13 protein-coding genes and 4 pseudogenes are annotated in these 13,540 nt (G+C 44.4%); 3 read left to right on the top strand and 14 right to left on the bottom strand.

Annotated features, from left to right (window positions below):
* Positions 1-610: 610 nt before the first annotated feature.
* The gene (locus EDM56_RS04720; RefSeq protein ID WP_122916742.1) at positions 611-1,276 is read right to left on the bottom strand and encodes a DUF2642 domain-containing protein; all 666 of its coding nucleotides are present in this window, start codon (positions 1,274-1,276) and stop codon (positions 611-613) included.
* 292 nt (positions 1,277-1,568) lie between these two features.
* Positions 1,569-2,675, bottom strand: a complete 1,107-nt coding sequence (locus EDM56_RS04715) for a hypothetical protein (protein ID WP_122916741.1) — start codon at positions 2,673-2,675, stop codon at positions 1,569-1,571.
* 238 nt (positions 2,676-2,913) lie between these two features.
* On the opposite strand from EDM56_RS04715, the gene EDM56_RS04710 reads away from it, so the two are divergent.
* The 3 genes from EDM56_RS04710 to EDM56_RS04700 all read left to right on the top strand — a co-directional run bounded on the left by EDM56_RS04710 (position 2,914) and on the right by EDM56_RS04700 (position 5,473).
* A complete protein-coding gene (locus EDM56_RS04710) occupies positions 2,914-3,723 on the top strand; it encodes a YheC/YheD family protein (RefSeq protein ID WP_122916740.1) in 810 nt (269 codons plus the stop codon).
* 141 nt (positions 3,724-3,864) lie between these two features.
* Entirely contained in the window at positions 3,865-4,677 is an 813-nt protein-coding gene (locus tag EDM56_RS04705; protein ID WP_122916739.1) for a hypothetical protein, read from the top strand.
* A gap of 115 nt (positions 4,678-4,792) precedes the next feature.
* A complete protein-coding gene (locus EDM56_RS04700) occupies positions 4,793-5,473 on the top strand; it encodes a response regulator transcription factor (RefSeq protein ID WP_122916738.1) in 681 nt (226 codons plus the stop codon).
* Positions 5,474-5,603: 130 nt separating this feature from the next.
* Here EDM56_RS04700 and EDM56_RS04695 read toward each other — a convergent pair whose 3' ends face one another.
* The 12 genes and pseudogenes from EDM56_RS04695 to EDM56_RS04640 form a co-directional block, all read right to left on the bottom strand.
* Positions 5,604-6,803, bottom strand: coding sequence for a hypothetical protein (locus tag EDM56_RS04695; protein WP_122916737.1), 1,200 nt, complete (start codon positions 6,801-6,803; stop codon positions 5,604-5,606).
* A 277-nt stretch (positions 6,804-7,080) separates the two neighbouring features.
* Positions 7,081-7,329, bottom strand: a complete 249-nt coding sequence (locus EDM56_RS32205; protein ID WP_425456283.1) for a hypothetical protein — start codon at positions 7,327-7,329, stop codon at positions 7,081-7,083.
* Positions 7,330-7,392: 63 nt separating this feature from the next.
* Positions 7,393-7,806: pseudogene (locus EDM56_RS32200) on the bottom strand (glycosyltransferase family 2 protein); the annotation flags it as partial.
* A 264-nt stretch (positions 7,807-8,070) separates the two neighbouring features.
* A complete protein-coding gene (locus tag EDM56_RS31775) occupies positions 8,071-8,724 on the bottom strand; it encodes a C40 family peptidase (RefSeq protein WP_246009263.1) in 654 nt (217 codons plus the stop codon).
* A gap of 463 nt (positions 8,725-9,187) precedes the next feature.
* Positions 9,188-9,643, bottom strand: a complete 456-nt coding sequence (locus tag EDM56_RS04680) for an ArsI/CadI family heavy metal resistance metalloenzyme (RefSeq protein WP_122916735.1) — start codon at positions 9,641-9,643, stop codon at positions 9,188-9,190.
* A 71-nt stretch (positions 9,644-9,714) separates the two neighbouring features.
* A complete protein-coding gene (locus EDM56_RS04675; RefSeq protein WP_246009270.1) occupies positions 9,715-9,996 on the bottom strand; it encodes an ArsR/SmtB family transcription factor in 282 nt (93 codons plus the stop codon).
* A 141-nt stretch (positions 9,997-10,137) separates the two neighbouring features.
* Positions 10,138-10,563: an arsenate reductase (thioredoxin) gene (gene arsC, locus EDM56_RS04670; protein WP_122916734.1), complete on the bottom strand. Its 426-nt coding sequence runs from the start codon at positions 10,561-10,563 to the stop codon at positions 10,138-10,140.
* A 15-nt stretch (positions 10,564-10,578) separates the two neighbouring features.
* On the bottom strand, positions 10,579-11,634 hold the full coding sequence (gene arsB / locus EDM56_RS04665) for an ACR3 family arsenite efflux transporter (RefSeq protein ID WP_122916733.1): 1,056 nt from the start codon (positions 11,632-11,634) through the stop codon (positions 10,579-10,581).
* Positions 11,635-11,650: 16 nt separating this feature from the next.
* Entirely contained in the window at positions 11,651-11,974 is a 324-nt protein-coding gene (locus tag EDM56_RS04660; RefSeq protein ID WP_122916907.1) for an ArsR/SmtB family transcription factor, read from the bottom strand.
* 114 nt (positions 11,975-12,088) lie between these two features.
* A pseudogene (locus tag EDM56_RS04655) lies at positions 12,089-12,204 on the bottom strand (spore coat protein CotJC); the annotation flags it as partial.
* A 471-nt stretch (positions 12,205-12,675) separates the two neighbouring features.
* Positions 12,676-12,831: pseudogene (locus tag EDM56_RS04645) on the bottom strand (manganese catalase family protein); the annotation flags it as partial.
* Between the two features lie 128 nt (positions 12,832-12,959).
* Positions 12,960-13,540: pseudogene (locus EDM56_RS04640) on the bottom strand (collagen-like protein); the annotation flags it as partial.

Raw genomic sequence — 13,540 nt, 5'->3', positions numbered from 1 at the left:
CAAAAATAAGCATTTGATAGGGGGACATGGCTGTACCTAGCGAATAGTCTGAGAGTAGAAAGCGTATTTTGGAGGTGCCAGAAAAAATATGTCCTCGCACAAAACGATCGGGCAAGGTGTGTATCGTGACGTCTATAATTTGGGTTACGGCTATGTACTGAAAGTTGCGAAGTCAAAATACGGTAGAATGTGCAACAAAAAAGAAGTAATGATTTATCAGTCGTCCCCATCTTCACTGAGAAACCACTTGGGCAAAATCGTAGATTTTCAAAATGACTTTTCCTGGATCATTATGAAGCGGTACAATCATAAATTTCCGCAATCAAGCACCTATCGGAGCAAGCTCAGCAATGTAAACAGCCTTTTTCGTAGAAGAGGAATCTACCCCTATGATGTATTCAATCGTTTCGGAGAGCCTAACATCAAGAATTTACGGTTAAAGCGTAACGGGGAAATTTGTTACATTGATTATGGAAATTTCCGTTTCCGCTAAGTTGGCAAGGTAAAGCCTATGTATGTTTGGAGCGAAAATAAATCTGGAAGCCGGTAATCCCCATTTTTCAGTATACCGGCTTTTTTCTCCAGAGCGGGACGTAAGATAGATCTCGAATCACGGTGTGTGGACCGTTTTTAGATGCTGTACGTTCCAGCTAATCTCTTCCCCTTCACCTGTTACAAGAATAATCATTTTGTCAGAAGCTTTTTTTAATAAACCAGACTTGGCAGGATTATCGCCAATATCGAATACAACGATGTTCCCTTCCAGACGTTTTAGTTGTTCCTCAAAGGAACGGGAAACCGAGACGCTGGAAGGATTGAAGGCGATCTGCTGGCTTTTTAGTGAATACGGTGTGGTATTTTGCGTATAGGGAATCAACCATTTTAAGTGGTAGATGGATACAAATATATTTTTATATACAGGGGAATAGAAAACAAAGTAATCATTGAGCACATTGATCACGTATCCATGGAGCGTTTGATTCCCCACAACATACAGCTTCACAAACATCCCCTTTGCGTTTGTGATCATTTTCCGCAATGAAATGCCCTCTTTATTCGTTTCAAACGGCAGGTTGGTAGGATAGTACAATTGTGGATCGGGATAAGGATTTTCCTTCATGTTCTGAATCTGCATAATCGGAATGTACAAAAAGTCATTCCCATTATAGATGACGACCACATCAAGGCCGTAATCGACTAAAATTCCTTTAAAGAGATGTTTTCCAGAGAGCTCAAGCACAACTTGTTTATGATGAAGCTGATCAACTCCTGTCAATCTTGATTGCACCTCCTTTAGCGAAAGGTTCAAAACAGCCACAGGCGGGCACGACGAGGCACTCTCCCTGCTACTGGGGGTTTCTACGCCTGATATGAACTGAATCTGCCAAACGTTCAGGAAGATGCCTCGTTCGTGCCTTTGTCTGTATCTTTCATGGTCATTTTTTGGCTGCCTTCTTCATCCGCAAGCAATTACCCGAATTTTTGATGTTACTCAACCAACGGCGAACATTCCACGAAACCCTTTGCGACAAACACACTGTTTCCGGCAGTTGTTTGTTTTTTTTCGATTATTTACATCTCGACCGAACAATTCGTTTCGCTGCTTTTCTCAATACTTGAATAAACTTCACTTTGCGGTTTCCGCATTTTGATACGTTCCGGAAGCAAAATTTGTTTGTTTTCATTCTCTTCCGGAAGCAAATTTTTGTTCTTTTCATTCTCTTACGGCAGCAAATTTTTGTTGTTTTCCTTCTTTTCCCGAAGCAAATTTTGATTGTTTTCATTCTTTTCAGGCAGACTTTTTTGCAGAAACGTTTCCTGTTTCTTCTCGCATTTGTCTTTCTTCTTTTTCGATTCCAGACGTTTCTTCTTCCGTTCCCATTCTCTCCGGAGTCAGCATCACCCGAGCCTTGGTTAGTTGTTACCCCTTTTTTTTTTTCGTCGTTGTTGCCCCCGCCGCCTCCACCACCATTGGCTTGAGCTTCTGCTTCATCTGGAGTTGCGAGGCTGGGGTCTTGGTAGCTGAAATTACGAATATGATCGGACGCAATGCGGAAAATTTCTTTGTTTTTCACAAGCACGATATGGTCCGCACTGTTGTCGCTTAACACACCCTCCACAGATTCGGGGCCGCCGCGATTGATTTTGATCCAGTAATTGTTCAGGTTCGTGTACACTCCTGCTAACGTTGCTGCTTCCACAAAGCCAGGGTACGTGTTCAGCGGCTTGCTGTTTTGGTTTGGCTCTTCGGTGATGCTCCTTACGTGTTGGGTTTGGTAGATCAGCAAGCCGTCCTCTTTGGTGAGAATGACAAAGTAATCGGTTCCGATTGCCACAAGTCGGCCTACACGGGATTCAGGACCACCGCGATCCACCCGGATAACCTCATACTTCATGCCTGTTAATACTGCATTCAGGTTCAAAGGCGCCAGATACCGCGTATAAAAGTCGGCGGGCCGATCCGGGAATCGAGGGGCTCCCTTCAAATCTTCGACAAGACTTTTGATATGCTGGATATTGTAATAAATCACCCCTTCGTTTTCCGTGTCTACCAACAGGTAGTCTCCATTCATGCCGACAAGTTTCCCAAGCTTTGATTCAGGCCCGCCTTTATAAATCCGCAAAACCTTGCCAATCAAGCCAGCGAGCGTTGCAGCGTCAAAACTATTCGCCATTCTGATTATCCCCTTTCATTTGTCCATAAGGTTTATTTATACTGCATGTATATGAGCACAAGAATCCTTTGATATAAGCGAATTCACTAAAATCTCATAAATAGATTAGTATCTATCAACATTTGTCCACTACCTTACGTTTTTTATTCTTTATTGGATATTTGGCTTATCCAAACGCTTTGACATCGCATACGTTATCAGGGAATGATCAGGTAACAATGATGAAGGTGGTGAGTAAATGAAGACGTTACGGACGGGAAAATGGCAGAAGCATAAACAAATGATGACAAACGTTCATCTAGTTGAATATTTACCAGAGACAATGCTCTTTTCAGAACAATCGTTTCATACATTACTACAAAAATATCGGAAGGTTGTCTTAAAACCGGACGGAGGGGCATTGGGCGCGGGTATTGTTGTCGTCACTTCTTTCTCCTCAGATCATTACGTCGTTCAAATGAGACACCGGAAATGGCATTACGCAAATGCAAGACAATGTTATGAGGGTGTAAAACGGATCACCAAAGGACGCGACTATGTCATCCAGCAGTACCTCTATTTCGCGAAAGTAAATAACCGGCTTTTTGATATCCGAATCATGACCCAATTGAACGAACACAGCCGCTGGATCGTAACAGGCATGCTTACAAAGGTAGCCTATAAAGGATACGCCGTAACCAATCCGGAGGAATTCGTCCGCCCCGTTGAAAGTGTTTTACACAAATCCTCACTCGGGCAGTCTTCCGTCGACCAATTGATGAATGAACTTGAACGCATTTCCCTTGAGGCTTCCAGACAGCTTGAGCTCTACTATCCTGGATTGAAAATCATTGGATTTGATGTAGGAATCGACACCGAAGGCCATATATGGATTATTGAGCCAAACTTTGCCCCTGCTATCTATTGGTTCAAACAGCTGCCGGAGATGAGAACGTATAAAAATATCATCTACTACAAACAAATAAAACAGAACAAAAAGGCTTCCCCAATGAACAGCGTACCGGCCACCATGACAGAAACGTACGATGACTTCTATTACTATTCGTAAATCGTTCCCAGGAAAGTCCACGTCTCGATGACGTGGGCTTTTTCTTCGCCAAAAATACTAGTTCTCCCCACCCCCGTTCATTTTGCGTTCACAGAGTGAGGGTATAGTAAGAATCAACAAACCGGCAAGGAGAGGTAAATGATGAATAAATGGGTATTCGCGGCTATTATGTACATGGCTGTCGTCATCGGCGGATTCACACTCTATGACAAGCTCGTCCCCGAGGCAAAAATCGCTGCCGCAGAAACAGGCGAGCATCAACATGAATCCGCCAGCACCGGCCAAGGCCATGGAGAGAATTCACAGCACGGGGAAGACAGTGAAGTGAACGTGTACGTGAAAGCGCAAAAAGATGACATCAAGATTTATCTAAAAGATAAGACCGGTAAACCAGTACACGATTTGGAAGTGAATCATGAAAAGCTGTTGCATTTTATTATCGTCGACGACCGGCTGCAGAAGTATTATCACCTGCACCCGGAACAAATGGGCGATGGGGAGTTTCGCATCACAAATGGATTGCCTGATGGATTTTACAAAGCGTTTGTCGATATCAAGCCAAAGGATATGGCGTACCATGTGACACCGGTTCCGTTTATCGTCGGCGATCCGATCCAAACTGCTGCCGGCAAGGAGCTTACGCCAGACCGCACGCTTGTACAGCAAGTCGATGGGGAAACCGTCAAACTCACCATGAGCTCTTTGCGAGCCAATGAACCCGCCACCTTGTCATTTGACCTGGACCAATCCAAGCTAACCCCTTATTTGGGAGCGATGGGGCACGTCGTCATTCTGGATGAGCATGCACAGCGATTCCTTCATGTCCATCCGGCGAATGAAAAGGTACCGGTATTCCAAACAACCTTTGCACAGCCAGGCCTCTACAAAATTTGGGCCGAGTTTAAACAAAACGGAACCGTACGGGCATTTCCGTTTGTGGTTGAAATAAAATGAGTTTTATTGCGTTGCCGAAATTGGGCTATAATTTGGCTAAAGATTCGTGAATCTACTGGAGTTGATCGGCAGCGCTCTGATCGTCTCCGGGAGTCACGTTCGAGGAGGAAAAGAAATGCCGAAAGTGTTAGTGGTAGACGATGAAGAACACATCCGGGAACTGGTACGCCTGTACTTGGAGGATGAAGGGTTCGAGATTATTGAAAAAGAGAATGGCGCCGATGCACTCGAATTTGCAGAAAACAATCATGTGGACATGGTGATCCTCGACATCATGATGCCACAGATGGATGGCTGGGCGCTTTGCCAAAATCTCCGTGAATTTGGCGACATGCCGATCTTAATGATCACAGCAAAAGGCGAATCTACCGACCGGATTAAAGGCTTTAAGCTGGGGACCGATGACTATGTCGTAAAGCCTTTTGACCCTGTAGAGCTGGTACTGCGTGTGAAGGCTTTGTTCAAAAGGTACCGCACCGCGACCTCCAACATCGTAAAGCTTGGGGATATCACATTGGACCGCAAAAGCTATCGAGTCGTTTTCAGCGACGGCAAAACGACTACCATCCCTTTGAAGGAATTCGAGCTGCTGTATAAGCTTGGAAGCAATGCGGGGCAGTTGTTCACGCGGGATAGCCTTATTGAACAATTATGGGGCATGGATTTTGCCGGTGACGAGCGTACCGTTGACGTTCATATCAAACGGCTCAGGGAACGTTTTTCTGCACATGAATCATCCTTTCGCATCGTGACCATCAGAGGACTTGGCTATCGGTTGGAGGTCGAGCAGGATTAAGTCACCATAGGTGAGATTGCCTGCATGATCGCCGCTTCACCTCATCTACCACCATTCCCGCGCCTTCTGGGTTGTTCGCCCCCAAAAAAACATGCGTACCCTTGGTTGGGCACGCATGTTTTTGTCCGTTTTATTTGCCGTACGCAGCTATTTTATCGAGAGCAGCCAGAACTTGCTTATGCAGTTCCACCGCTTTCTCCTTGTTGCCTGCCTTCACTTCATCCAGCAGCTTTTGCGCAGTCCCTACCAATGTCTTGGCCTGTGCTTCACCGCCGAGCGCTTTTGGCAAATCAGCGTTGATCACATCAATGAACAGCGCGCCTTCAAGCGCAGTGATCACAGCTTTATCCTTGCCCCAGTTTTCCATCGTTTCCGTATATTCGCCCTTTGCCGTCGCTGCGAATGCACGCACAAAAGCCTGGTTGATCGCGTCGCCTTTAATGTTTTTCACATCATTGCTCAGGTCAAACTGTTGGCTAATGAATTCGGTAGACGCTTTGTCACTTTCGATGAGATAGCCCTTGAGAGATTGGAAGAACGCCCATGCTTCCGCCTGTTCCGCCTTCAAATCCTCCTTCGTTCCTTCCTTAACCATGTTTTCCAGCTTGTAGCCATATCCTTTTTCTGCGCCAGACGCAAAGTAGAACGCCTTCATCAATGTTTTATCCACGATCTGTTTGCCCAGATTGAAAGAAAGGTTGTCCCCTTTATCGATCGCATTCGTCATCTCGGTGAACCCGCTATCGATCGCACTTCCCATTTGGGAGCTATACGCGGCGTCGCGCTTTTCAACCATTCCTTTTAACAAACCATCATAAAATTCTTTGGCTTCGTTCACTTCGTGTTTGGCAGACTCTTTATCGTTAAATTTTTCATTCGCTTCCTTGAAATCATGACGCATGGACAAGAAGCCGATATTTTGCATGAGTTTCTCATGCAGCTCCGCTACAACTCCTGCAGACAAAGAACCGGATTTGCCGGCATTCATGGCAGCTTCCAATTGGCCATTCACTTGCCCTTCGTTTTCGCTGTCCCGCGCTTGAACTAATGCTTTCAAATTCTCGCTGTACATCTTTTGCGCTTTGTCCCAATCGACAGTACCGCCGTCTTTTCCTTTTTCCAATTCCGCGACGAGCGCTTCCGCTTCCTTGGCGTAATCGGTCGGCGACTGCTCTTTCTTCTGCTCCTGCGCAGGCTGTTGACTTGCGGATTGGGCTTGATTCTGGTCAGTGCTGGCAGTAGTTGCTGTATTTTTCTCTCCTGCGCTACAGCCCGCTGTAAGAAGTCCGATTGATACGGCAATTGCTGCGATGTACTTGGTTTTTTTCATATGTTTGTCTCCCCTTATGTCTATATACTCAATATTGAAAATAATAACCATTATCACTCACAAATGCGATTGTATAGCGATTGAGAATCATTGTCAACACTTAACCGAGGACAGTAATCAACCGTTTAATAGTTATCTAGATGAAACATGGGTGCACGTTTGCGAAAGGAGAAACAAAAAACGCTCCTGCCCAAAAGAAAGATCCCTAATCAAAGACAGCAAAAATAGCACGTCTATGAAGGGGATCTATACATAGATGGGTCGTGTTTGATCGCAATTACCTTCTTGCAACCGCCTTATATCGCTTCGTGTAGCCAACCTTTTTATGAAAACCCGATAATATTTGGCGATCGCTGATCTGCCAGGTATGACTCTTTCTATTTATTCTTCTAACCATCACATAATTAAATCGGTCTGCAGAAAAAATTCGGAAGCCTTTTGCTCTGCATCTTGAATAGAATCCCACATCTTCACCTAATGATCGATGCGGGAAGCGAATGACGGTAAAGACGCTTCGCTTGGCCATTATCGTTCCCCCAGCAATCGTCCGCACATATCGATTTTCTTGAAAAGGAAAGCGTATGAGTAGAAGCTTTCTCTTTTTCAAATACAAAAAGTACGAACGTTTCCCCACGACGTGTGCATTTGTCCGTGCAAAAGTACGAAGGGAAGACTGCAAATAACGAGGTCCATAGTAATCATCGTCATCAAACTTGGCGATATAGGCATATTTCGCTTTCGTTATCCCGAAATTGAGACAACTCCCTAACGTGTACCGTTGCGGTAATTTGTATACCGACACATGTTGATACTTTCTCGCAATCCTCTGATAGGTACGAAGGTTCATGCGATCGTTGTTGAGAATGATGATGAGTTCTTTTTTGACAAGACTTTGCTTTCGATAATTTTTGAGTAGATTTTTAAAAAATTGAGGCCGATTAGTAGACGCTATGACCGAGACTCCCCTGATTCTGCTGTACGGTCGCCTCCCTTGTAAATTCACTACACATCCCTCATTCCGTTTGTTTGACGATGTTACCGATCTCTTCCTTCATGCTATTCGACAAGCTTTGGAAAAGGATGGTTGGTTGTACTAGCATTGCAGTAAAAGCTTGCCTAATTTACGTTAGAAAACCTGGCTACGCCATGCTTTTGGCTTAAGTCGCGGTTGCACTTATACTGGATAAGAATTTTATAAATTCTTATCTGAACAAGAAAACCGTTGGCGTATTGAATGCCAACGGTTCTCCTATGAATGATTAAAGCGTTATTTTAGAACACGACCCGCCGCGACGAAATGTGTGTCCCACCATCCGCTAGACATGTTGCTGTACGTTACGCCGCCTTTTCCATACGTGTGAAGTACTTTGTTGTTACCGGCGTAAATGCCCACATGTCCAATTCGGTTAATTGAGCCAGGGCTGTATTTCATTGTGGCTCGTGTGGAGAAAAAGACCAGATCGCCCACTTGCAAATCGTTTCGCGAAATCGGAGTCACCTTTTTGTATTCCGACCTGGCGCCCCCGCGCCCTAAATCGATTCCAGCTCCTTCTTTGAATGCCCACATCACGAATTCCGAGCAGTCCATTGTGCTTTTATCAGAACGGCTTGAGCCGTATTGATACGGCGTCCCCATGTATTTTTCCCCTGCTTTGATCACCTGTTCACCCGCGTTACTGCCCTGCGATGCTGCTGTATCGTTACCGGCCTGCGTTTGCGTATCTGGTGTTGATGTTGACGACTGCAACGAATCCGTACCACTTCCGTTGGAGTTACTCCACTGTGCATGCCCAAGTGCTTGATGTTTGTGATGGCTGTGGTGATGACTGTAGGTAGCTGCGTGTGCTTGTCCCCCTACCAATAGCGAACTGCACATCAGTACCGCCACTGCTGCGTTCATTTTCCATCCGAGCTTCATCATCTATTTCATCCTCCTTGGCGATGTGTTGTTTGTCTTACATGAATGATGATATCGTTTTGATCTGAGAATCGATTTAAAGGGGAATGATAGTTTCCTAACAATCCGCTGAGAGGTTTGTAAGAATTCCGAGTAGGGATGAATATGCAAAAAAAGCTGACCCCCTTTGATTGGGAAGTCAGCTGTCTGTAAGTATGCTATTCCACTTTTTACAACAAACGAAAGGATGAGACATTATTCGACAAAACCAACTGATCTCAAGTAATGTAAGCTAATTCCTTACGTTGCCGGGCAGCATGTTGGCTGGCAACTAATTGTCGACGATACTTGAACATGCTTTTCGCTTTGATCAACTGTAAACGCCCACATCCACGATTGACGTAACTGTTTTTCTAACCGTTCTTGTTTTTGCTTCATCCGAAATTCTTCAACATACAAATTGTCATACATAAACTTCACCCTTTTTTTATTTTGTGCAGCAATCTTTGCTTTCTTTTAAACCTTCACTGGAATTAGGTACACAGCATGCGGAATCTTTTTCACCGTGAACATCCGTATCTGCTTTTGTATAGAAAAACTCCCACTCGTTCCCGTCTGGATCGTGAATCCAGAATTTATCTTGAAGAGCATAGCAACATGTGGTGTTCATTTCGTCGTACATGGATAGGATCCCATTTTGTTCAAGTCTGTTTTTATGCGCGATAACCTCATCCGTACTTTCAACCTGAATTCCAAAATGCCCAACTTGATTACCACTCACCCCATCACAAAGGTTTAGTGTGAAGTTTAAACCTAGTTTCTCAAGAAGGAACTTTGCATAGTCTTGCTTTACCTTAACAGGTTCTGCTCCGAATAACTTGCTGTAAAACTCAACTGACTTTTCCAGATTCGTAACATTAAGACCTACATGTGCATATTTCATTAAAATGCCCCCTAATATCAATTTATTTTGATGTTTATATCAAAAAAAATTGATGAAATAACGAAAAAAAATTAGCAGCAATTGTTTTCAGATCTGAACAGACAACAAAGCTCCTCAGATAACAGATGGTTGACCTCTTTATGATTTAGCTCATAGTAATTCATCGTTGCCTCGGTTTCTTTTTTTAAGAGGTTAGCATCTAAAAGTATCTTCAGATGGTAAGACAATTTGGATTGAGCCATATCAATTGATTCTGCTAGGTCACAAACGCATGTCTTACCGCGCTGTGTAAGTTCGTACATGATCTGTAACCTTTTCTTATCCGCTAAGGCTTTAAACTTTGCTTCGTACATTTCGAGCGTGTCATCGATATTGTTGACAATCGGTAGTTCATTCAACGGTGAGATCACCTCCATCAACTTTTTTTGATGATTGAAGTGTATCACCTATTTTATCCAGTTGCAACTATAAACATCAAATTTTTTTGATGGAATTTATTTGCCGTTTTTTAGAAAGGCCTCAATTCTCGTTTTAATGGAGTCACGAACGTTTCGGAAGCTCGCCATAATTTCTTCTTCGGTCCCGGTTGCCTTTGCTGGATCGTCGAATCCCCAGTGCCATTTCACTACGTTTTTATTTGGTATGAGCGGGCAATGCTCATCCGCATGACCACAGAGTGTAATGACATAGTCCGCGCGATTCAATATTTCGGCATCAATCACATCTGATGTATGTGAGCTAATATCCACTCCCGCTTCTTTCATGACCTGTATTGCACGTGGATTTAATCCGTGCGCCTCAAGGCCGGCACTCTTCACTTCATACTTGTCCGATCCGAGAGCCCGTAAGAATCCATCTGCAATTTGACTTCTGCATGAGTTACCTGTGCAAAGAAAATAAACGAGTGGTTTCTTCTCCATGTTTCATTCTCCCTTTTACGTGACCGATTTTCGAAAGTACTTCCTTTGGAACCACAAGGCTACGTTCACGAAAGCAATCATAACCGGGACCTCCACTAATGGCCCAATAACCGCCGCGAAAGCAGCTCCCGACTGAATCCCGAAGACTCCGACCGCAACTGCAATCGCTAACTCAAAGTTATTGCTTGCAGCCGTAAATGCCAGTGTGGAAGTGACGGAATAGCTCGCTCCTGCTTTTTTCCCCATAAGAAACGATACCAAGAACATGACCACAAAATAAATGAGCAACGGAATGGCAATTCGAATCACATCAAGCGGCAATGCTACAATGACTTCCCCTTTTAACGAGAACATTACGATGATCGTAAATAAGAGCGCTACTAACGTGATCGGGCTAATTTTTGGGAGAAACACTTTTTCATACCAATCGCGCCCTTTCATTTTCACAAGCGAATAGCGGGTAATCATCCCAGCAAGGAACGGGATGCCCAAATAAATGAGCACACTCTTTGCAACCTCTGATATAGCGATGTCGACCACCATGCCTTGCAGCCCAAACCAACCAGGCAAAACGGTGATGAACACATAGGTGTAAATGGAGTAAAACAACACTTGGAAAATGGAATTGAATGCGACCAGCCCAGCCGCGTATTCACTATCACCTTTGCAGAGGTCATTCCACACGATAACCATTGCGATGCAGCGAGCCAAACCAATCATGATTAGCCCTACCATATACTCTGGGTATCCTTGAAGAAATACGATTGCTAAAACAAACATAAGAATTGGGCCAATCACCCAGTTTTGAATGAGGGATAATCCTACTATTTTCACGTCTCGAAATACTCTTCCCAATTCCTCATATCGTACCTTTGCTAATGGCGGGTACATCATCAGAACCAATCCGATTGCGATTGGAATCGATGTGGTCCCCGTTTGATATCCTTCAAGCGTAGTAACGAGACTTGGAAAAAGAAATCCTAACCCAATTCCAACGGCCATTGCTACGAAAATCCATAACGTCAAATAGCGATCGAGAAAAGATAACCGTTTCCCAACTTTTTCACTCATGATTGAACACTCCCTTCTACTCACACTTCACGAGCAGCCCTTGCCTCTCTAACTTCCTTATGTCATCTGAAAAATCCGGGAGATGATGAAGTGAATATCCGATCTCCTCAAACTGTTTTCGATTCAGCGAATAAACAACCCATTGTCCTTTTCTTTGCTCGGTCACCAGGTTCTCACTTTTCAACCGACTCATGTGTTTTGAAATGGATGGCTGAGATATACCGAATATCGGAACAAACTCGCAAACACACCAATCTCGCATGTTCAACAGAGCAATGATTTTTAGCCGCGTCGGGTCGCCAAGTGCTTTTAAGGCATTCGCTAATTTCGTAAATTCCATATTGAGAACTCCCTCCTCACACCAAAAATAATAATATAGCCATATAGCTATATCAATATGTATATTTGTTAAGATTGCGTAAACAAAGGATGAATCAATAATAAAAGGGGGCCCATCATCCGTCATATCGATCAGCCATTGATAGGTCGCGCGCGCCTTTTCCTCTGCGGCGCCTTGTCATGGTTGGCATAATGCGCCCCCAATCCAGCCTCTTCCATCTGCTCTGGCGTAAATAATTGCGGCCACCGAAGCACTAATTCTCACAAAGGGAAAATATGAACTTTGTCGAACACACTTTTCTTTTAAAGAATTGGTCAATCCTTGAAATCCTCTTCTTTTTCTACTTCACGATTGTACATCAAGAGGAAGACTATCATTCCACTGCACACGTTATTCAAGCAAATCCGTATCTAAAACATATGAGGAATGAGAGCATGAAAGAAGAGAAAGAAAGGCGCGTCGAGTCAACATCAGAATTAATGGGAAATCCTTTTCTCTAAGGGATTGAATTACAATTATGAGCCCGCCTAACTATACGTTGACTAAGGTTTGTAAAACCTTTGTCATTATAGTAATGCTGGCTGCTTTTTTTTATTCCCTTCTAACTACCAGTTCACCATAACCCCTGCGCTTCGATTGCGTAAACACAAACAAAAAAGAGAGCCCTTTGGCTCCCCTTTCTATGTTCGCTAATAGAATTTCTATCTCCCCTGCTCCTCCTTCAAAATCTCCCCGGCCTCACGGAACCGCTGCGAGCGGATAATCTCCCGCTCGCGCAAAAACTTTAGACTATCCTGCAAATCGACGTCATCTGTCGTATCGATCAGCCATTGATAGGTCGCCCGCACTTTTTCCTTGGTAAACCCTTGCTTTATTGTTCGGTGAAAACAATATTTTAAACAGATTACCACTAGTTCATTCCGCATGGATGAACTATCCAGGCTTGATTGCAGCAGGCAACTGCATGATTAGCTCGAGTTTCCTTCTATGCGATTTGAGTGATAACAAGATGTGCCGATACAGATTGTTGTCCTCCAGCCAAAGGAGTGATAGTCAGTGGCGTTAGATTACCAGCAGGATTTCGTACAGTTAGTATGGAGTTGATGACTGTCGTTTGTACAATAGCCATTTCTACGATTTGCGTAGTACCCGTTGCTCGCCCAACTACCGTATAGGGCAGTTCAACCGCTCCTGCTCCCGAATCAAGAGTTAAAACCAGTTGGCCCGGTTCAGACACGCTGACTTGAAACAAGACCTGATAAAAACCAATTGCAGCCAGATTAAACGTACTTGGGCCGGTACGGGTAATAGTAGTCGCACTAGTAGGTCCATTTCGCGGAAAACTTACGGCTGTACCGGGAGCAACCGGTACTGCATTATCTGGAGGCATCAACGCAAAGAAATCAGCAAAGCTTAATACTCCCGTTGGGCCGGTCGGGCCCGTTGCTCCTGCTGCTCCCGCTGGGCCGGTCGGGCCCGTTGCTCCTGCTGCTCCTGCTGGACCGGTCGGACCCGTTGCTCCTGCTGCTCCTGCTGGACCGGTCGGACCCGTTGCTCCTGCTGCCC

This window comes from Brevibacillus fluminis (genome assembly GCF_003710825.1).
In the GTDB taxonomy this organism is placed as follows: domain Bacteria; phylum Bacillota; class Bacilli; order Brevibacillales; family Brevibacillaceae; genus Brevibacillus_D; species Brevibacillus_D fluminis.
The sequence above is the reverse complement of the archived record's forward strand: the minus strand, read 5'-3'. Positions and strand labels throughout refer to the sequence as shown.